Below are 20,484 nucleotides of genomic sequence, written 5' to 3'. Positions count from 1 at the left end.
ATGGACAAAACAACCGTGTCTGTATCATTTTCTATTTACGGAGATGATTTTGATTTAAATAACGTAATAAAACGAATGAAAATTAAGCCAACTGAAACTAGAGTTAAAGGCATTGTTCCAGAAGGTCGTCAAAGAGAAAGTATTCAAACATGTTGGACAATAAGTACAAAAGAAGAGTTCTCATTTGATATTAATCAACAGCTTGATTCTATAATTACTCTATTGCAGCCTGAAAAAAACGCTCTATTAAAAATTAGAGATGATTTTCAGGTTAAATTTGTTTTTACGGTTTTAATTAAGATAGAAAATAACTATAAACCAGCAATATATTTTGAGACGAAAACTTTAGATTTTATCAATGGAATAAGTGCTGAAATTGATATTGATTATTATATTTATAGTTAATTTTCTTGAAAAATAAAGATATTATAATAATAGTCATCGTAATATCTTTTTATTTTTTTAGACAAGCTAAGTTATTCAAACAAACAATGCTAGCCTCGTCTCTAAGTGGCGCATTGCTGGCGGACTAAAGAAATATCCCAAAATATAAAATTATCTATGGAAATCGATTGCTAAATCAGTCACATTCAACAAATCATTTTGTAAAATAGGGAATTTTGATGAAAAAAATAGAAGATGTGGGATTAGGTGAGGTCAAAATACTGGAGTATGGTAATCATGTGTCTTTTGAGTTACTAAGCATGTATGACGGTGAGACTATTGGAAATATTCTATGCAAAAATGTAAAGTATTTTTCTCTTTCTAATGTAGAATTTGAAGATGATGAAGGTTTTGAAGGAGCTTATATTCCATTAATTTTGATAAATAATCTAGATGATATCTTAAAGGAAAAACCTTTTGAAGATTCTGGTCTAATAAATTTAGGCAAGGTGAAAGGATCTTCAATGAAGCTAGAGGGCTTTACGATTAATGGTCATATTATTTGTTTAGATATTAATGTAAATATTAAAGCAGAATTTAACCATATGCTATGCGTGTTATAACATGCACGACCGGATGAAGTACTTTACTTGATAAGTTAACAGACCCTGGCTTTATTTGTCATAGCACATAAGAAAAAGAATATTTAATTATATATGTAAAGACGATGGTTTAGATGAGTTAACAGCTGATCACATTGAATATACCGAATGTTCTGATTTTTAACTGATTCTAACGTTCTATTTTGAAGATATTATGATAATAACGTCGTAATATCTTTTTATTTTTTTTAAGACAAGCTAAATAAAAATTGATTTGGCGTTATGGCAAATAGATTAATGACGTGTAATTTTGCAAGGATCAAACATTAAAATTTATTACTGACATAGGCGCTAAAATTAGATATTAAATGTATACCGATAGCTAAAGGGATTTATTATGAAAAATACCTTTATTTTCCCAAGTAAAAAAGACTGGGGAGTTATGTCGTCACAAGATTTGGATTTTAAAGCAGCAGTTGAATTTTATTTTGGCAAGACGACGTTTGAGATGGAGCCATTTTTAATCAATCATACTATTGATGCGATTGATTACTTAAGGTACATGCCAGGTAGGCCTTTTCGGTACTATACGAGAGGATATTGCCGGTTTATCTTAGATAAAAAATTTGAAAAATTTAGATTTATCGATTTAGGTTCATTGTTTTCTGGAATGCTTTCATTACTTGAAGAGAAAGCTTTAGAAGATAAAAAAATTTTATTACAAATAGTTGATGTAGTTATTCCTACCGCGATATTTATTGCGAATGAGCAAAATAACTATGAGATTTCTGATGAGCAAGATAACTATGATCCGTATAAAGATATACGTGAAAGTATTTATGGCGATTTTAATATAAAAAAAGATATTATTTTAAATGCACTTAAAAGCAAGATTTGATTTTATTGCATAATCTACTCATCATTAAAAAAACAGGGTAGTTGCATTCTTATTATTATATAACCAAATATAAAGTATTTAGAGGCTATAGGTAAAATAGTATGATAACAATTAAATTATATGAGTTAAGCTATGACACTTATTCTTATCATGGCGGTACCGATGCGGAGCTAGAGTCACCTGATTCAGCAAATTTTGACTTAGATGATGGGAAAGTGTTAGGCATTTATAGTTCTTATGAGCTTGCCTTGCAGAAAAAAGAATTCTTTTCAACGAATTATTCTACAAACAATCTAAAAAGGCTTAATATTTATGATGTCCTTTTGGATAGAGCAGAATGGGAAGAGGGTTTTATCACTTTAGGCGAATGTTAATAAATAAAAATGAGTAGGTCGATATGAAAGAAAATAAGGTATACATACTAAATCATATTAATGAAACTGAATTAGGTGGTGTTCAGGAATTGAAAATAGGTACTTTTTCCTCTTTAGAACGAGCAATCGATGAAAAAAACAAGCGATTAAACATTGTTGGCTTTAAAGACTATCCTGATGGTTTCAAAGTTGAGGTTTTTATTGTTGACAAAGACGGATGCCAAGAAACTATTAATTTATAAGTCAAAAGCGTTATGTATAAAAGTCTATCTATCGCTATCCCTATTGTTAAAGGAACTTATTATGAAAAATGGATCTATTTTCCCAAGTAAAAAAGACTGGGGAGTTATGTCGTCAAAAGATTTGGATTTTAAAGCAGCAGTTGAATTTTATTTTGGCAAGACGACGTTTGAGATGGAACCATTTTTAATTAATCATACTATTGATGCGATTGATTACTTAAGGTACATGCCAGGCATACCTTTTCGGTACTATACGAGAGGGTATTGTCGGTTTATCTTAGATAAAAAATTTAAAAAATTTAGATTTATCGAATTAGGTTCATTGTTTGGCGCAATGATTTCATTACTTGCTGAGAAAGCTTTAGAAGATAAAAAAATTTTATTACAAATAGCTGATGTAGTTATTCCTACCGCGATATTTATTGCGAATGAGCAAAATAACTATGAGATTTCTGATGAGCAAGATAACCATGATTTGTATAAAGATATATCTAAAGATATTTTTGGCGATTTTAATATAAGAAAAGATATTATTTTAAATGCACTTAAAAGCAAGATTTGATTTTATTGCGTAGTAACCTCCACTAACAAGTTATTTTCCCTTTTCCCCAAAAAACCGTTTATAAATTGTGACCATTAGCCCGAAAGGGGAGAGTAATGAGCTCAGGGTAGGTTATGCAATTGGTTCTATACTCGGTACTGGTGCAGGGGCTGTTGGCGGCGGCGCTCTTTGTGGATCTATAACGGGTGGTTTAGCGGCTGTTCCTTGTGGTACTGCTGGCGGTGTTATTGGTGGCATTTGGGGAATGCTTTCGTGTTCTAGTGATGATAGCCAAGAGCAGGATAACGGATGTGAAGCAAGTACAAGCATAAGCATAAGTTTGGTTGGGGGAACTGGTTCACCTAATGATGATGATCAAGATAAATACGCTAATTATAAAGGAGATTTGCAGAAAGGAGATAAGGTTGATCTAAATCGTTTTAGTGCTAAAGGAAAAGACGAAAATTATAGAGATCCAAAAACTGGGTGGAGTGTTTCACCTGATAGAGCGGGAGCTAAATCACATGGAGGTAGTGCTTGGAAATTATTGAATAAGAAAGGTGGTAGAATAGGAACGTTAGATAGTGGAGGGCAATTTTTAAGAAAATGAATACATTAATGGATAAGTTTATAAACTCTGATTTCAGTAATTATAGTGCACTAGAAAAAGAGTATTTTATTTTTTATATTTCATGCTTTGATCACTTTTTGAGCGAAGATGAGTATATTAATGTAGATTTGGTGTGTTATGCCGATGTAGGTAAAGACCCAAATAAAATGAAACAATTTGTTCAGATAAAAAATAAGTTTATTGTTTTTTATAAGCTATTATTTAAGTTAGCAAAAGGTGATGTTATCGTTATGCTTGATAATATTCCTATTTTAATTAAATCATTTGATGAATATCAGCGCCATGTAAATAATGCGCTGTTAGAATCACCTTTATGCACTTTATTATATCCTACGTTAGGTTGCTTCACTCGAACAGGTTATGATTTAACTCATGAATTTTTTGTATTAAAACCTAAATTATTGAATGAACAAAAAATAAATAAATCGATAAAAAAAATAGGATTAAATATGTTTAAAAAATGATAAGGGATGGAAATATAATTATATAGCTTATGTTCCCTAAATTTAAATACGAGTATTCCACTTAACTCTTCAAGCGTTAGGCAATCCTCTGATCCTCGCCAAAATATTAGACAGTGCTCGCCTCTATAAATGTGTTATTTAAGTAGTACTGATTTTCATATTGTTCTGGCGATATCCAACCATTAGCTGAATGGCGACGAACCCGATTATAATAGATTTCAATATATTCAAATAGTGCTTTATTTGCCTGCTCCCGTGTTTTGTAATAACAATCATGAATAATATGTGCTTTTAAGGTATGAAAGAAACTTTCTGCAACCGCATTATCCCAGCAATTACCGGTTCGGCTCATGCTTTGTTTAAGTCCGTTTAGTAATATTAATCGTTTAAAATCCGCACTGCAATATTGACTTCCTCTGTCACTATGGAGCAAAACACCTTTTGGAAACTGGCGACGGAATAAGGCATTTTTGAGTGTATTACAGACTAAATGCCTATCAATACGGTGACTCGTTTGCCGACCAATTACTTTTCGCCCGAATAAATCAATAATCACACAGAGGTATAGCCAGCCTTCACCGGTTTTGATATACGTGATATCGGTCACCCAAACGTTATTAGGTTTATCCGGATTAAACTGCCTGTCTAAGGTATTTGGCGCCACATCATGAGATAGCTTTGGCGCAGCCCGATAGTTAAATTTACGTGTAGCCTTACTCCGCAAGCCTAATTTTTGTAATACTCGACTGACCGTTCTCTCTGACACATTATAGCCCTTATCCCTGATATCGTGCACTAAGCTTGGTGCGCCCAAACGGGCTTTATGCCACCAATAAAGTGTCTTGATGTTATCAATTAGTCCGTTTGATTTGGGCTCACGTCTGAGCCAAGCATAGTAACCTGACACGCTAATATTTAACTGACGACAGATTAACGGCACTGAATAGGATGATAAGTGTTGCTTCATGTACTTGTACTTCACCGACTTGGATGGTTGATGAAGTACACATGCGCCTTTTTTAGGATTTCATTCGCCATTTTGAGCTCTTTTACCTCTTTTTCTAGGGCGATAATTTTTTGCTGCTCAATGGTGAGCTCTCGACGACTGGTTTTATTTGGCGCTAGCAGCCTTATCCACTTATCAAGGGTCGATTTACCTATACCTAAATGGTTGGCCAGCTCAGTTATTGAAAGGTGAGCGTTAGACAGCGCATAATCGACCGATTGCTGTTTGAACTCGGTACTGAATTTTTTGACCATGATATGTTCTCCTCTGATTTTTATTTATATCATAGAGGTGGCATTTGTCCACTTTTTTGGCGAGGATCACACGCCAAAATATTATACAGAGAAAAGTTGAGTGGTTGTTACTCCTGATGGGGCTGAAAACTTAAAAAATATAGCAATGGATGTAGGTGGAGGAGGGGGATTGATTTGTGCTAGTAGGGTCAGTGAAGTATTAGAAAAATCTGGAATGTTTCCTGGTTTTGACTCAACGAGTTTTCCAGGAAATTTAAAGTTTCCAAGTATTAATGGTCCTGAAACACAAATAATAAATCCTCCCAAAAAGAAAAAATAATATTATTTAGTTTAGGGGGGATTATGGAAATAACAAAATTATCACGTAAGTATTTTTTTATAATAATTACAATAGTATTTAGTTATTTTATTACATTTTTATGGTTGAAAGGCTTTGATTATACGATCCATAGAATTATGTATGTATATGTATTTATTGGGATTTTCTTTGCTTTAATAGCTGCTATATTAGTTCATAGTCTAGTCTCATTTAAAGTTATAAGATTAATTTTATATCCTATAGTTGGGTATATGATAGGTGACATTTTAGAATTAGTATATATTGCTATGGAAAATCCAGCACAAATTAAAGAGTTCTTTAAATTAGCCTACCATATAGTGTCTATTAATAATTTATGCTGGCTACAGTGCTTATTGTTAGGAGTAGTTTTAGAGAGTAACGAGTAAAAATAATCAAATTATGAAAAACAAAATACCTACAGAAATATATTTAGAAGCTTTTGTAGGTATTGTTTTTTTATAGATCTCAACTGGCCTTAGTGCATAAATATGACCAGATGGAGTAGCCTATCAACAGTTTTGTTTTTACAAGGAGGCTTTTTAGAAATGTCTAAAACAAAAGTGATGGTGGAATTTATGATTTATGGTGATGACTTTTCTTCTGATAGTATTACCAATTTATTAGGAATTAAACCAACTAGAAAAAATAAAAGGATTGATACCAGAAGGGAAACTGAGATCATCTATCAATACAGGATGGATATCGCCAGAACAATATGAAAAGCAGTACTACCTAAATAACACATTTATAGAGGCAAGCACTGTCTAATATTTTGGCGAGGATCATTATAGGTACAGCATAACCATACTCGCTAGCTTTGTCTGGATTATTAATAAAATCAATATTAAAATAATTTGTTGCCGCTTGATAATTATTTTTCCATGTTAGCTGTACTAATCCTCGGCCTCTATATTTATAACCATCACCCTGCAAAGTGTTACCATTTAACATAGCTACTTTTTTTCTTACCGCGGAGTCTGCAAGAATTGGATCATATCTATTAAAATAAGAAACGGAACCTCGTTCTCTTGTTTCAGAAAAGTAATTTATTCTAGCAGTAGGTTACGCACCAGTTTAATTTTACCTGAGCAATATATTTATTTTTTATTATATGTCTCTTTAATATATTTTTTTACTTCTGCAGCTGTTTTATATTTAAAGTGAGACTCTTCTCCATTATCACTTCCTTCTATACCTGATAGATTATTATCATATTCAATAGTTTCATCTTTAATTAAAATATTTCCATTATTTTTTTTATATCCATATACTTGGTAATATTGACCATATGTACCAATACCTCGATGGTTTATATTCCATAAAACTATAGTGAAAACATAAGGAACTTCATTTATTTTATAAAAAAATAAAGATTCTATTTCTGGTACACCACCATTATGAGAATATCTATCAATAATATATTTTTTAATTTCTCTATCACATTGATATTTTAAAACAAAATTTATAGGGTATTCAAAATTTGATGTCTGTTCAAAATAAAGCTCACCATCATTATATAAATTAGTTTTAAATGGCCCATGCATAATAGGATCGTTTTGCTGACTAAAAACGAAGGATGAAAATACTAAACACAAAACAATGCATAACATATGAAGTGTTTTTAACATACGCTTATTCCTCTTCTATTAAACCAAGCAGCCTTGAAATTCGATTAAATCTCTGTTTTCTATCTGCATAACCATTTTGTCCACCATTAACTAGCTGAGTGACTTCTTGAACCGTACCTAATTTAGCTAAATCACGTAGGTTCACGAATCTATTTACGGTTGGATTGGGTTTTCCTGTTTTAGTAAACCAAAATGCAAACGCTGATTCAATATAATATTGTTTGGAACTTGCAAGTAAATCAGGACTAGCTACGAAATCTTGAACGTCATCTGGATTATTTCGATTATGAACTCTAGTAAAATTGCGATAGGCATCCTTTCCAGTTAATTGAATAACTCCTCGTCCTCTGTAACGATAGCCATCTCCAGATGATTCATCCCCATTACCCATTCTATTGGCATAAACATAATTACCTAAGTGCTCTGGATTTTTTTCATAATATGACGTATTTGTCCATAATTTTGACCTTAGTTTCCCTAAATCACAACTATCTGTTTCTTTATTATAATTTTTCTTCCCTCCTTTACAGCCAAAAGTTTTTTTCATTATTTGTTGTTTGTAATAAAGATCTTCACTATCTGCTTTAAATCCAGTTTCATGGCCAATTTGAGATAAAAAATGGGCTATTTCTTTAGCTTCAGTCAATTTGTATGCTGCAGCATACTGATTTAGATAAGGTAATATTATATTATAATAGTCTTTTGCCCCCCAAGGGTGAGCCGCTAATAACATTTCCATTGTTATCAATAAGTCGCCAACAACAAACTCCGTCATCCCCACCGGATGCAAATACCACGCTTTCCCATCTGCTGATAAATTGGATAACACTGGCTGGTTAGGTGTTGCTGTTGTACTTTTTGCTGCCTGCGCCTTAGCGACTTCATCCCACCAGAGCGACGGTTTAATGCGGTGTTGCTTTTCTAACTGCCATTCATTTATTCGGTATGCAGCGTTTTTATCGAGTATCCCACACGCATGTTGACGTAACGCTGGAGCAGTTATATTGGCTTTAGTTAACTCGTCAATAATCGCTTGGCGTTTTTGCTCGGTCTGCTTTTGATAAAGCTCATCAATCTCATTCCATTTGCTTAAGTTTTCATCGCTGTACCATTCACTCTCATAATTTATCGCTAAGCGGCCGATAAGCTCTGCCGTCCACGGTGTGCGTAATCCCTCTTGCAGCTGTTTATGGGTGAAAGGAGGTAAAGTGTAAGGCAGCGCCTTGCTAAAAGGCGTCTTAGTTAAAATATGGTGCATTGCCGACATGGTATCGGTGTAATCGGCTAAGTCTAGCGTCATCTTACGATTAGTCTGTAGCTTTTCAACAAAGTTAGCCACATTAGCCGTCTCTTTGATGGTTGAATATCCTGTCCATGCCAATGGGCTTACCCGTTTAATATGCGGCTGGCGGTAATTAGTGGCGCCTTTGCTAATATTCACTCACCCGCTAATCGAGCTGCCGTGTTGACTACCAGCGGTAATATAGGCTCAGTTATTCGCATTATCACCAATTGCGATATGATTTTTAGCCTTAATTTATTCTAGCAGTAGGCTACGCATCGGTTTAATTTTACCTGAGCGATATATTTATTTTTTATTATATGTCTCTTTAATGTATTTTTTTACTTCAGCAGCTGTTTTATATTTAAAGTGAGACTCTTCTCCATCGGATTCGCCTTCAAAGCCCGACAAATTATTATCTTTCATAATATTTTTATCCAATTGAATAATATTCTTTGGGGAATTCTCATAAGCATAAACTCTATAATCATCACCATTAATACCTAAAGCTCGATGTGTTATATTTCTTTTGATTATGACAAATAAATGTTTTTTCGAACCAATCTCTTGAAAGAAAACTGATTCTATTCCCATGTCTGGTTTCTGTCTATTTGACAAAATAATAAAATTTGCACCATCAACATAGTATCTATCTATTATTTTTTTTTCATCCCCACATTCTAAAATAAAATGTATGGGGTATTCTAAATCATGGGTTTCTTCAAAATAAAATTGCCCATTACCACACCAAGATATATTAAATGGTCCGTGTACTATAGTTTCGTTTTGATGACTAAAAATAAATGTTGAAAATAATAAGCACGAAACAACGCATAAAATATGAAGTATTTTTAACATATGCCTATTCCTCTTCTCTCAAGGCAAACAGCCTTGCAATTCGATTAAATCTCTGTTTTCTGTCTGCATAACCATTTTGTCCACCATTAACTAGTTGAGTAACTTCTTTAACTGTTCCTGATTTAGCTAGATCACGTAGGTTCACAAAAGTATTTACGGCTGGATTAGGTTTTCCTGTTTTAGTAAACCAAAATACAAACGCTGATTCAATACCATATTGTACTGAACTTATAAGTAAATCTGGACTAGCTACGAAATCTTGAATGTCATCTGGATTATTTCGATTATGAACTCTAGTAAAATTGCGATAGGCATCTTTTCCGGTTAATTGAATAACTCCGCGCCCTCTGTAACGATAGCCATCTCCAGAAGATTCATCTCCATTACCCATCCTATTGGCATAAACATAATTACCTAAGTGCTCTGGATTTTTTTCATAATGGGCGGTACTTGCCCACAATTTAGGTCTAAGTTGTCCCAAGTCACAACTGTCAGTCGTTGCATTATAATGCGCTTCCCCTTTCTTACAACCAAACTTCATTTTCATTCTCTGACCACTATAACCCAAGTTTTCATTTATAATTCTAAATCCACTTTCATGACCAATTTGAGATAAAAAATGGGCTATTTCTTTAGGTTGAGTCAATTTATATGCAATAGCATACTGATTAAGATAAGGTAATATTTCATTATAATAGTCTTTCGATCCCCTAGGATGAGCGGCTAACAACATTTCCATTGTTATCAATAAGTCGCCAACAACAAACTCCGTCATCCCCACTGGATGCAAATACCACGCTTTACCGTCTGCTGCTAAGTTGGATAAGACTGGCTGGTTAGGTGTTGCTGTTGTATCTGTTGTGCTTTTTGCTGCCTGTGCCTTAGCCACTTCATCCCACCATAGCGAGGGTTTAATGCGGTGTTGTTTTTCTAACTGCCATTCATTTATTCGGTAGGCAGCGTTTTTATCGAGTATCCTACACGCATGTTGACGTAACACTGGAGCAGTTATCTCTGCTTTAGTTAACTCATCAATAATCGCTTGGCGTTTTTGCTCGGTCTGTTTTTGATAAAGCTCATCAATCTCATTCCATTTGCTTAAGCTTTGGTCTGCATACCATTCACTCTCATAGTTTATCGCTAAGCGGCCGATAAGCTCCGCTGTCCACGGTGTTTGTAATCCCATTTGTAGCTGTTTATGGGTGAAGGGCGGTAAAACGTAAGGCAGCGCCTTGCTAAGGGGCGTTTTCGTTAAAATATGGTGCATTGCCGACATTGATTCAGTGTAATCATTTAAATCTAACGTCATCTTACGATTAGTCTGTTGCTTTTCAACAAAGTTAGCCACATTGGCGGTCTCTTTGATGGTTGAATAACCTGTCCATGCCCATGGGCTGACCCGTTTAATATGCGGCTGGCGATAATCAGTAGCGCCTTTGCTAATATTCACCCATCCCCTAATCGGGCTGCCGAGTTGATTACCGGCGGTAATATAGGCCCAGTGATTAGCCTCCTTATCGATAGCGATATGGTTATCACTCTTAAGTGAGGCAAGCGGTAGCGTGCGTGGGTAATAAACGGTATTAGAGTTATCTGCCGCAGGCAAGTTTGTTAAGGTTAAAGGGAAGGTCTGCCAATAGGCGATAGGCTGATTTAACTGACCTTCGCCACCTTGCAAGTGCATAACATCACATGCGTTAACCCAATAAGCGCTGTCACCGCCCACTAAACTAAAGCGCAGCTGTACTTCATCACGCGCGCCATGGTGCGTGTTACCGTCTGATAAGGTGCTCAGGCTGGAGTCAGAAAATGACGACGCATAACCAATAAGCAGCGCTGTATCAGGAATATTAGCAACCGTTAACTCTGGATATTGAAATTGATAGTAAGTAATCAGTTGCGCTTTATCTGCCGCAGTTAAGCGGTAGGTGGTTGGCTGAGGGGCAGCAAGACTATCCCATGCGCCATCAGGTAAGGTATGCGCTTCAATAACTTGCTCAGCATGACAGTGCTGGCGATTGATATTAAGCACATAATAAACATGCGCCTGTATATAGCAACTCTCACGCGGTGAGCCAATCAGGCTAATGTACCGACCGGTTAATATTTCGCCATCACTTGGGCTTTCACTAATAAGCTGCGCCCCTTCTTCAACTAAGATAAGGTTTTTTTCGCTCTCTGGTAACTTATCGGCAAGTAGACGGGTTTTAGTGATAAACGCCGGTAAATCATCACAGGTAAATAATTCCACGTGCCCTTGTAAGGTGAGTTTGTGATTAGAAGGGCGTTTTTCAGTGGCTAAAACTTGCCTTTTAGCTTGTGAAAACTGACCATTACTACTCACATTGTGTCCTAAATAGCCGATAAAGTCACCGGCACTAATCGCCATCGGACTATCGAGTACCACCACCTTATCAAGCGCTTTAGGTTCATAGCCCAGTTCAGTTAAGTTCGCGACCTTTACCCAACCGTGGTGCGGCGAATCAGCCGTTGCACCACCTTCAACTTTTAAGCTTGTAGGGATATAATTGGTTTGAATTTTTTTAATTTTTGCATAGCCATCTTCTTGCCCATCAAACTCAAACCGTGTCTCTTTGGGCAAGTAGGCTAAAACATCCTTACCCTCTTTATTGGCGTATACCGTAATCCCCGCTACGCTAACCTCCGGTGAACCAATTTTATCGTTATTGTCTTTATTTACCGTATAAACCGTATTTTTATGGGCTGTGGGATCGGACTCAATGGAGCCAATCTCTTTACCGAACACATATCCGGTTATTGACACCAAGTCTGTGTAAAACGTTCCATTGCTGTTTACTAAGCCACCTTCAATAATCGATTCTAATTTATACCATCCGCTCTTATTAATTTGGTCGCCAAGCTTGATTTTGCTACCTTTAAGTAATAAGGCGACGCCAGGGGTTTTGGCGCCATTATGACGGACAATGGTACCTCTGATTGGGTCTTTGCAGTAACTGCTCACGCGCCCTGATATTAAGTGCCAGTACTGCGGCTGCGCTAAGGACGCTTCTTTGGCCAATTGCTGATAACCATACCAATCGAGTTGATGCATATATAAACTATAAAGCGTTATGCTTGGCGGGGGATCTGTTTCACCTGCCACCTTGGGCATAGCAAAATAGTGACGGACTAAGGTAAAACCGGTTGAAAAATAGGCCACGCGTTCTCGACCATTCACTAATGGTGACGTAGGGGGCAGCGTGTCTTCATAGATTACTTTTGGGTAAACCGAGTTGACCCGATAGGCAATTACTTCACCCTGCGCCATACAGCGAAGCATATTGTCATTACGACTGACGTTTTTAAACACGCCATCATCAATATGAATGCCACCATGCCATAAGCCATTTTCGCTAAACGGATAAAAACCATTTTTCGCCTCGGACAGGGCGCGATAGTAGGCATCTTGGCTCAATATTTTATCGCCAACGGGGAAGATAAAATGGGTAACTTTTTTTATTGTCATGGTAACTCGTCCTTGGTCACTATTTTATTTTAGGCACAGAATTTTAACACAACCATTTTTTTTGACTATTACCGAAAACAGTTAGTGGCTCGGCGGCTATAAAAAGTTCCTTATTTGTCAACAATCTGAGACCTTGCCTAGCAAGGTTTTCTCTTTTACCTAACACCTAGGAAACTATTTGCTTTTACTGCCTGTTATACCCTACTATATATTGATTCTATTTAAATAGGGTGTTTGTTATGCCAGTGATTGATCATGATTTTTTAGGATTTTCGTCGGTAATACACAGATTTATTAAATGGCTCAATATTCCTTATGTATGGCAAGGCTTTGCCTTTATGCTAATCTCAATTGTTTTGTTATTCATTTTTAGCTATATTTTCCAAAAAATTACGCATAATGTCTGTCGGTATTTATTGGTTAAAGCTAATGACAAATTGCACTCTGCTTTTTTTAAATATTTACTACATTATCACTTTCTACGTCATGTGATCTGGCTAGTGAATATTGCCTTGGTTGAATCGCTAGTACCATTAATATTTTTTGATTACCCTAATTTTATTTTATTGATGCAGGCGATCTTGAGCATTTATATTGTCTTTATTGTTATGAACGTGATTATGTCTTTTATACAGGTCATGGCTAAATTATTAGCCCAAAAGCGTAATTACAATAACATTCCCTTCGATGGTTATTTACAAGTTATTCGCATCATTCTGATCAGTGTCGCATGTTTACTCGTTTTTTCAATATTAACGCATCGTTCTTTAGTATCAGTTATGACCGCTCTTGGCGCCGCATCGGCAATTTTAATCTTGCTATTTAAAGATACCGTTATGGGATTTGTTGGTAGTGTGCAAATTACCATGAACAATCTGGTACATGAAGGGGATTGGATCACTGTGTCGCAATATGGTGCAGATGGTATTGTGAAAGAAATCTCATTAACAACGATTAAAATTTTAAATTATGATAACACCTTAACAACGGTACCGACTTATTCACTTGCTTCTGGATCTTTTCAAAATTGGCGTGCGATGCAGGAATCCGGTAATAGGCGGTTTGTTCGTAATATCACGATTATATCGAAGGATATTCGCTTTTTAACTGATATGGAACTTGAGCATTTTAAAACGGTTGGTGGGCTTAGCGACTATATTATGAAAACCAATCATGAGTACCAACAGCGCAATGCGGCATTAGATGTTGATAAAACCGTTGCCATTAACCTGCATCAACTTACCAATTGTGATCTCTTTATGGAGTACGCTAGGTGGTACTTGAATAATCATCCCAAAATTAATAGTTCAGCAACGCAATTAGTTCGCCAAATCGGTATTACCGATGAAGGTGTACAGCTGCAAATTTATGCATTTACAAATACCTGCATTTGGGCTGAATATGAGGCGATATTAGCAGAGGTAATGGGGCATTTATTATCCTCTGTTAGCTATTTTGATTTACAAATTTACGCTGCTACGGCCGCTAGCGATAGTTTAGATGTCAATCTTAATATGCAACAAGATGTCGTTAAACCGATTGCCAATAAAGCGTAAACAGTATCAGGGTAAAAGCAACATAGCTGAGTTAAAAAGCAAACACCATATGGTATTTGGCGATGCGAATATTCGCTACTCCTATTTACTATAACGCAATATGCGACACAATTTTGTTTAAAAATAAAAGAGCAAACCTACACTTATGGTACTGGTATTATTTCGATCAACAATCGGGCTGTTTTTTACTTCATGGCTCAGCAAATTATATTCATACTCAAAAACGGCAGACCAGGTAGGATTAAATTTATAAATTGAGGTTAAGGTAAGATAGGGAGTGAGGCTACTCGCCGGTTGATAGCTGGCAAAACCACTATGCAATGACTCTTTTTTACTCACGCCATAATAATAGCTATTATGTTTGTGGTTATACCATGTTGCGCCCACTTGTGGGATCAGCGCTAGCTGTTGAGTTAGCTGTAAGTAACCTGCATATTCGACATCAATAGAAACACTTTGGCTATTATGTAAGGTATCAATTAGCGCCTCAGCCGATAACTGACCATATGGCGTAATGATCGAATAAGCAAGGCCGCCTAATAGCGTTGTTTTGCGGCGATCCAGTTGTTTCATGCGTGGATCATCATTATTTGATGGTTTTAGCTCAAATGATTGATATTCAAAAGCCAAGTCGATTTGCTGGTTATTATTTTGCCATAAATGAATACCACCAGAAGTGCCCGATATAAATAGAGAGTTAGAATCATAATCAATAAGCGGAAGTATCGAAAACGGCCTGTTTTCACCAACATAAGGCGACTTTTCCCATGAACCACTCAATCCAATGCCGATATTATGTTCAGGCTCAGCAGCCAATAGGCTAGAAGATAGTAGTAAGCTAATTAGTGGTAGTGCCTTTTTCATATCATATCTCTTTATTGCTTGTTCTAAGTGTTTAAACTTAGGAGCAAGTTTGGCAAAGTTGTAAATAAAATAGTTATAAAATTCAATAGTATAAATTAAAAAATCAATTTTTGCGTTAACGGTGATTGATTGGTCCCTTTGGCGATAAAAGTGTCTAGCTTTACCGTAGTGTTATTTTGTGTTAACCAATGTTGTAAGTGTTCAGCTTGCTCTTTGCTATCACATTGACAAAAAATACATGATCCAGTGCCGGTTAAGCGGGTTGGGCATTTGGTTGATAATAGCTGAATTAACGATTCTATTGGTGGGTAAAGCTTACACACGACAGGCTCACAATCATTGCTAAACGGTAGCGTAAGTAGTTGCTTAAGCTCTCTTTTTACCGTGTCACGTTTTAATTCTGAGTGGGTGAATATAAATTTGGTTGAGATGGCAACCGCAGGCCTAATAACTAAATACCAATTTTCAGCAGGTTTTACGGCTTGTAACTGATCACCAATACCTTGGGCAAAAGCACTATGACCAAAAATAAATACCGCTACATCTGCGCCAAGTCGGCTACCAATTGCCATTAACTGGTCGGTAGATAGCGCTAATTGCCATAAATGATTTAGTGCAACCAAGGTCGTTGCCGCATTAGATGAGCCACCGCCAAGTCCGCCTCCCATGGGGAGTTTTTTGTTAATCGTAATATCCATACCGTAAATATTTGGCAATGCAAGCTGTTGTTGCTTTGCATAATCCAATAGTAGATTAGCAGATTTAACAATTAAATTATCATCATGTTTAACGTCAGTAAATTCAGTTAGTAAACAAATTTTATTATCTAGGCGTGGTTTAAAATAAAGATAATCACAATAATCAATAAACTGAAAAAGCGTTTGTAAATTATGATAGCCGTCTGCTCTTTGGCCCGTAATATATAAAAATAAATTAAGTTTAGCGGGTGAGGGCCAGCAGGCAAAGTCGAGCATGTTAGTTGAGTTTCCAGTTATTAATTGTCATTTTTAGTCTGTTATTTTTATTAACCATCTCGATCCTAGCGGGGAGATCAATATTTTTATTAGCTAAGCGGTAAGTCGTATACTTGCTGATGGTTAATAACCAATTTTGGTTGTCTTGCGATAAGGTTGTTGTTGCTAGCCGACCTTGTGCATCCCATTTATCTTGATTTAAATTATTAGATAACCCTTTAAACCAATTATGCAGTGATTTAAACGGAATATCCATTCCAGTCAGCTTAGCCATTAAACGCTCAACATTTTCATCGGTGTACTTTTTACCATCTCGATCGGTTAATTCAGCTAAATAAGGGGTCACTGTGAGTGAAAAAATGGGCGATCCAACAGGCGTTGTTAATTTTAATTGATATTGATTGTCAGAAAATTGATTAATAAAAAATCGGCCATAATATTTTGAACTACTGGTAATATAAGACATGCTACCCGTTGCTTGATAAGCTACTAAGGTGGACAAAGCGTGTTGATGATTCTGCCTTGCTGTTTGTTGGCTTTGTTCATCAAATTTGTGTTGCATATTACTACAAGCAGCGATTAAAGTAACAACAAGAAATAAAACAACAATTTTATAAAATTTAGCCAATAAATGCATTTTAGAAACGCCGCAAAAGACAGGAGAATGCTGCTATTATAACGAATACTGATGATTAATGGAATCGATTGTATTTCATTGTTTTAAGCTATTAACTTTTTTTGCTTTATTGTGTATAATTAGCGGCAATAAAATACCATTAATGTTATTAGTGAAATTAAAGAAATCATTGAGCATGTCTATCGCAATTCTAGGTATTAACCATAAAACAGCTCCTGTCGCACTAAGGGAAAAAATTGCCTTTTTTCCTGATACTATCGATAAAGCGCTATATAGTTTATATCAACACCCTCTACTAAGCGGTTGTGTCATTTTATCGACATGCAACCGCACTGAGATCTATGTCAGTTTTGAACACTTGTCTGATTTGGCAAGAATCAAAGTGTCGATTGAGCAGTGGCTATGCAAGTACCATCATATTGCTTTACATGATTATCAGCATTGCCTGTACTGGTATGATGGCAAAGTTGCGGTAGAGCATTTAATGAAAGTCGCCAGCGGCATCGACTCAATGATTATTGGGGAGCCACAAATACTTGGGCAAGTAAAACATGCATATAGTTATTCTCAGCAAAATAACTGTTTATGTAGCGAGTTGGCAAAGTTATTTCAACGCATTTTTCATGTCGCCAAGCGTGTTCGTACTGAGACGGATATCGGCTCTAATTCTGCATCGGTTGCTTATTCCGCTTGCCTTGTTGCTCGACAATTATTCAAATCAACCAAAGAGTTAAATATTATGCTAGTTGGGGCAGGTGAAACAATTGAACTCATTGCTCGCTACCTTAAACCGCATGGTTTTAATAAAATCATTGTAGCGAATAGAACACGTGAAAAGGCATTGAAGCTTGCTAATTTAATGGATGCTGAAATCATTGCTTTACCTGATATAGCGGTTCGTTTATCCGACGTAGATATTGTGATCAGCTCAACGGCTAGCCCATTACCTATTATAGGTAAAGGAATGGTTGAACGGTCGATAGCATTACGTAAAGCTAAATCCATCAATAGTAAAATGTTATTTATTGATTTAGCGGTGCCAAGAGATATTGAAGGCGAGATTGTAGGGTTGACTGATGTACACCTGTTTACCATTGATGACTTACAAAGAACCGTACAATCTAATTTAGAACAACGAGCCATTGCTGCTAAAGAAGCTGAATATATTATTGCAGAAGAAGCCGAATCGTTTATGACATGGCTACGTTCACGTAATGCCGTTGATTTAATCAAACAATATCGTGAGCAAGCAGAAACAATTAAACTCGAACTTACTGATAAAGCTATCTCAGCGATTAAGCAAGGCAGTAACATTGATGATGTGTTAACTAAATTATCTTATCAGCTTACTAATCGACTTATTCATGCTCCTACCCAAACGTTACTTCACGCTGCAACTAAAGACTGTGATGATTGTCTAAAAGTATTGAGTGATTGTCTTGGTCTTAAAGAACATTAGCTTAGTTAATGTTCTTAACAATCCATATATAATTATTTTTAATAAGAAAAAATCAATAGATAAAAAGGCGTCCCTTTTATATGAAACCATCCATTATTGCTAAATTAGAAGTACTAACCGAACGATTTGAAGAAGTTCAGGCATTATTATCTGATCCAAATGTTATTGCCGACCAAAATCGCTTTCGTTCATTATCGAAAGAATACGCCCAATTAACGGATGTAGTTAAATGTTTTGAGCAGTGGAAGATAACTCAAGACGATATTGAAACGGCTAAAATGATGCTCTCTGATCCTGAAATGGGTGAAATGGCACAAGAAGAATTGGATGAAGCTAAATCTAAGGTTGAGCAGCAAGAAAATCAGCTTCAACTGCTGCTATTACCCAAAGATCCGAATGACGAATATAACTGTTTCTTAGAGATCAGGGCCGGTACTGGTGGTGATGAAGCCGCAATATTTGCCGGTAACTTAGCTAGAATGTATACCAAATACGCGGAAACCAAACATTGGCGTACCGAAATTTTAAGTAGCAATGATGGCGAACATGGTGGCTATAAAGAGGTAATATTGCTGGTAAGCGGTGATAATGTGTATGGCAATTTAAAATTTGAGTCTGGCGGGCACCGAGTACAACGTGTACCGGAAACTGAATCGCAAGGACGTATACATACCTCAGCTTGTACTGTGGCAGTGTTGCCCGAAGTCCCCGAAGCCGATCTACCAGAGATTAACCCTGCTGATTTACGGATAGATACTTTTAGATCATCAGGTGCCGGCGGTCAGCACGTTAATACCACGGATTCGGCAATCCGTATTACCCACATTCCAACGGGGATTGTTGTTGAGTGTCAAGATGAACGATCGCAGCATAAAAATAAAGCTAAAGCCATGTCAGTATTAGCGGCTCGTATTCAAGATGCGGAAAGACAAAAACGTCAGCAGGAAGAAGCATCAACGAGACGTAACTTATTAGGGTCAGGAGATCGCTCAGATCGAATTAGAACTTATAACTACCCGCAAGGTCGCGTGACAGATCATCGTATTAATTTAACGATATATCGTTTAGATGAAGCGATGGAAGGTAAGCTAGAAATGCTAATTGACCCGATTGTACAGGAATATCAAGCAGATCAGTTGGCTGCATTATCGGATCAAGAGTAATGACCTACTTAGAGTGGTTAAAACAAGCGACACAAAGGTTAAACGGCGGTGATAGCCCACGGCGCGATGCAGAAATTTTATTAGGGTTTGTCACGGGGCGTACTCGCACCTTTTTAATGGCATTTTGTGAAACAAGGTTAACCGAATTACAGTTAGAACAATTAGAGGCCTTTTTAAAGCGCCGCTATGCTGGTGAGCCAATTGCCTACATTACGGGTGTTAAAGAGTTCTGGTCACTTAACTTTAATGTCTCTTCGGCAACCTTAATTCCTCGACCAGATACCGAAAAACTGGTTGAGTTAGCGTTAGAGTGTTTACCAACCACGCCATGTGAAGTGTTAGATTTAGGGACCGGAAGCGGCGCTATTGCTATTGCGATGGCGACAGAAAGACCAGATTGCCTTTTTACCGCTGTAGATAAAAGCCAAGAGGCATTAGTGCTTGCCCAAACTAATGCAAAGCAAATTGGGGTAAACAATGTTTATTTTTTGCAAGGTAATTGGTATAAACCGACCAAAGGGCGTAAGTTTTCGATGATAACAAGCAACCCCCCTTATATTGAATCCACCGATGTTCATTTATCGCAAGGTGATGTGCGTTACGAACCCCTTAGTGCATTAGTTTCTGAAGATGATGGTTTTGCCGATATTAAACTGATTGTACAAGGTGCAACAAGGCACCTTAATCAATATGGTTGGTTATTAATTGAACATGGTTGGAAACAGGGTCAAGCGGTACAGACGATTTTTAAACAACGTGGTTTTCAGTTAGTTAAAACCTATACCGATTATAGTGGTAATGAACGAGTAACGGTTGGACGGTGGTTTAAGCCATAATTTT

General features: G+C 36.4%; 24 protein-coding genes. 15 read left to right on the top strand and 9 right to left on the bottom strand.

Features of this window, described 5'->3' with window-relative positions; genetic code table 11:
* From RHO12_03000 to RHO12_02965, 8 genes are all read left to right on the top strand, one after another.
* A complete protein-coding gene (locus RHO12_03000; GenBank protein ID WVD66749.1) occupies nucleotides 1-405 on the top strand; it encodes a DUF4279 domain-containing protein in 405 nt (134 codons plus the stop codon).
* 218 nt (nucleotides 406-623) lie between these two features.
* Nucleotides 624-1,007, top strand: coding sequence for a hypothetical protein (locus tag RHO12_02995; GenBank protein WVD66748.1), 384 nt, complete (start codon nucleotides 624-626; stop codon nucleotides 1,005-1,007).
* Nucleotides 1,008-1,383: 376 nt separating this feature from the next.
* A complete protein-coding gene (locus RHO12_02990; GenBank protein ID WVD66747.1) occupies nucleotides 1,384-1,884 on the top strand; it encodes a hypothetical protein in 501 nt (166 codons plus the stop codon).
* Nucleotides 1,885-1,985: 101 nt separating this feature from the next.
* Complete coding sequence (locus tag RHO12_02985; GenBank protein ID WVD66746.1) at nucleotides 1,986-2,258, top strand: hypothetical protein; 273 nt, start codon at nucleotides 1,986-1,988, stop codon at nucleotides 2,256-2,258.
* Nucleotides 2,259-2,281: 23 nt separating this feature from the next.
* Entirely contained in the window at nucleotides 2,282-2,500 is a 219-nt protein-coding gene (locus RHO12_02980; GenBank protein WVD66745.1) for a hypothetical protein, read from the top strand.
* Between the two features lie 61 nt (nucleotides 2,501-2,561).
* The gene (locus tag RHO12_02975) at nucleotides 2,562-3,062 is read left to right on the top strand and encodes a hypothetical protein (protein ID WVD66744.1); all 501 of its coding nucleotides are present in this window, start codon (nucleotides 2,562-2,564) and stop codon (nucleotides 3,060-3,062) included.
* Between the two features lie 67 nt (nucleotides 3,063-3,129).
* On the top strand, nucleotides 3,130-3,651 hold the full coding sequence (locus RHO12_02970) for a hypothetical protein (protein WVD66743.1): 522 nt from the start codon (nucleotides 3,130-3,132) through the stop codon (nucleotides 3,649-3,651).
* An 8-nt stretch (nucleotides 3,652-3,659) separates the two neighbouring features.
* The gene (locus tag RHO12_02965) at nucleotides 3,660-4,136 is read left to right on the top strand and encodes a hypothetical protein (GenBank protein WVD66742.1); all 477 of its coding nucleotides are present in this window, start codon (nucleotides 3,660-3,662) and stop codon (nucleotides 4,134-4,136) included.
* Nucleotides 4,137-4,242: 106 nt separating this feature from the next.
* Here RHO12_02965 and RHO12_02960 read toward each other — a convergent pair.
* Nucleotides 4,243-5,396 (bottom strand): IS3 family transposase gene (locus tag RHO12_02960; GenBank protein WVD66741.1). Its coding sequence is split into 2 segments (ribosomal slippage): nucleotides 4,243-5,150 and nucleotides 5,150-5,396, totalling 1,155 coding nucleotides; the frame shifts between segments, so codons are not numbered across the junction.
* A 100-nt stretch (nucleotides 5,397-5,496) separates the two neighbouring features.
* Here RHO12_02960 and RHO12_02955 point away from each other — a divergent pair.
* From RHO12_02955 to RHO12_02945, 3 genes are all read left to right on the top strand, one after another.
* A complete protein-coding gene (locus RHO12_02955; GenBank protein ID WVD66740.1) occupies nucleotides 5,497-5,715 on the top strand; it encodes a hypothetical protein in 219 nt (72 codons plus the stop codon).
* A 23-nt stretch (nucleotides 5,716-5,738) separates the two neighbouring features.
* Nucleotides 5,739-6,122 (top strand): hypothetical protein, encoded by a 384-nt coding sequence (locus RHO12_02950; protein ID WVD66739.1) that lies wholly within the window; start codon nucleotides 5,739-5,741, stop codon nucleotides 6,120-6,122.
* A 159-nt stretch (nucleotides 6,123-6,281) separates the two neighbouring features.
* Nucleotides 6,282-6,455 carry a hypothetical protein gene (locus tag RHO12_02945; GenBank protein ID WVD66738.1) on the top strand — a complete coding sequence of 58 codons (174 nt, stop codon included), beginning with the start codon at nucleotides 6,282-6,284 and terminating at the stop codon, nucleotides 6,453-6,455.
* A gap of 13 nt (nucleotides 6,456-6,468) precedes the next feature.
* On the opposite strand, the gene RHO12_02940 is transcribed toward RHO12_02945, so the two are convergent.
* The 5 genes from RHO12_02940 to RHO12_02920 all read right to left on the bottom strand — a co-directional run bounded on the left by RHO12_02940 (nucleotide 6,469) and on the right by RHO12_02920 (nucleotide 12,991).
* On the bottom strand, nucleotides 6,469-6,687 hold the full coding sequence (locus tag RHO12_02940) for a hypothetical protein (protein WVD66737.1): 219 nt from the start codon (nucleotides 6,685-6,687) through the stop codon (nucleotides 6,469-6,471).
* A 146-nt stretch (nucleotides 6,688-6,833) separates the two neighbouring features.
* Nucleotides 6,834-7,364, bottom strand: coding sequence for a hypothetical protein (locus RHO12_02935; protein ID WVD66736.1), 531 nt, complete (start codon nucleotides 7,362-7,364; stop codon nucleotides 6,834-6,836).
* Nucleotides 7,365-7,368: 4 nt separating this feature from the next.
* On the bottom strand, nucleotides 7,369-8,805 hold the full coding sequence (locus tag RHO12_02930; GenBank protein WVD66735.1) for a hypothetical protein: 1,437 nt from the start codon (nucleotides 8,803-8,805) through the stop codon (nucleotides 7,369-7,371).
* Nucleotides 8,806-8,952: 147 nt separating this feature from the next.
* Complete coding sequence (locus RHO12_02925; GenBank protein WVD66734.1) at nucleotides 8,953-9,504, bottom strand: hypothetical protein; 552 nt, start codon at nucleotides 9,502-9,504, stop codon at nucleotides 8,953-8,955.
* Nucleotides 9,505-9,508: 4 nt separating this feature from the next.
* A complete protein-coding gene (locus RHO12_02920) occupies nucleotides 9,509-12,991 on the bottom strand; it encodes a hypothetical protein (protein WVD66733.1) in 3,483 nt (1,160 codons plus the stop codon).
* 239 nt (nucleotides 12,992-13,230) lie between these two features.
* On the opposite strand from RHO12_02920, the gene RHO12_02915 reads away from it, so the two are divergent.
* Nucleotides 13,231-14,547, top strand: coding sequence for a mechanosensitive ion channel (locus RHO12_02915; protein WVD66732.1), 1,317 nt, complete (start codon nucleotides 13,231-13,233; stop codon nucleotides 14,545-14,547).
* A gap of 117 nt (nucleotides 14,548-14,664) precedes the next feature.
* Here the strand turns inward: RHO12_02915 and RHO12_02910 are convergent, their stop codons facing one another.
* From RHO12_02910 to lolB, 3 genes are all read right to left on the bottom strand, one after another.
* Nucleotides 14,665-15,411: a MipA/OmpV family protein gene (locus RHO12_02910; protein ID WVD66731.1), complete on the bottom strand. Its 747-nt coding sequence runs from the start codon at nucleotides 15,409-15,411 to the stop codon at nucleotides 14,665-14,667.
* A gap of 95 nt (nucleotides 15,412-15,506) precedes the next feature.
* A complete protein-coding gene (gene ispE / locus RHO12_02905) occupies nucleotides 15,507-16,385 on the bottom strand; it encodes a 4-(cytidine 5'-diphospho)-2-C-methyl-D-erythritol kinase (GenBank protein WVD66730.1) in 879 nt (292 codons plus the stop codon).
* Nucleotide 16,386: 1 nt separating this feature from the next.
* The gene (gene lolB, locus RHO12_02900) at nucleotides 16,387-16,947 is read right to left on the bottom strand and encodes a lipoprotein insertase outer membrane protein LolB (protein ID WVD66729.1); all 561 of its coding nucleotides are present in this window, start codon (nucleotides 16,945-16,947) and stop codon (nucleotides 16,387-16,389) included.
* 250 nt (nucleotides 16,948-17,197) lie between these two features.
* Between lolB and hemA the strand changes: the two genes are divergently transcribed.
* From hemA to prmC, 3 genes are all read left to right on the top strand, one after another.
* Nucleotides 17,198-18,481, top strand: a complete 1,284-nt coding sequence (gene hemA / locus RHO12_02895; GenBank protein WVD66728.1) for a glutamyl-tRNA reductase — start codon at nucleotides 17,198-17,200, stop codon at nucleotides 18,479-18,481.
* An 80-nt stretch (nucleotides 18,482-18,561) separates the two neighbouring features.
* On the top strand, nucleotides 18,562-19,644 hold the full coding sequence (gene prfA / locus RHO12_02890) for a peptide chain release factor 1 (GenBank protein WVD66727.1): 1,083 nt from the start codon (nucleotides 18,562-18,564) through the stop codon (nucleotides 19,642-19,644).
* The gene (gene prmC, locus RHO12_02885) at nucleotides 19,644-20,480 is read left to right on the top strand and encodes a peptide chain release factor N(5)-glutamine methyltransferase (GenBank protein WVD66726.1); all 837 of its coding nucleotides are present in this window, start codon (nucleotides 19,644-19,646) and stop codon (nucleotides 20,478-20,480) included. Before prfA ends, prmC begins: the two co-directional genes overlap by 1 nt.
* Nucleotides 20,481-20,484: the final 4 nt, after the last annotated feature.

This window comes from Orbaceae bacterium lpD02, from assembly GCA_036251875.1.
GTDB classification, from domain to species: Bacteria; Pseudomonadota; Gammaproteobacteria; order Enterobacterales; family Orbaceae; genus Orbus; species Orbus sturtevantii.
The sequence above is the reverse complement of the archived record's forward strand: the minus strand, read 5'-3'. Positions and strand labels throughout refer to the sequence as shown.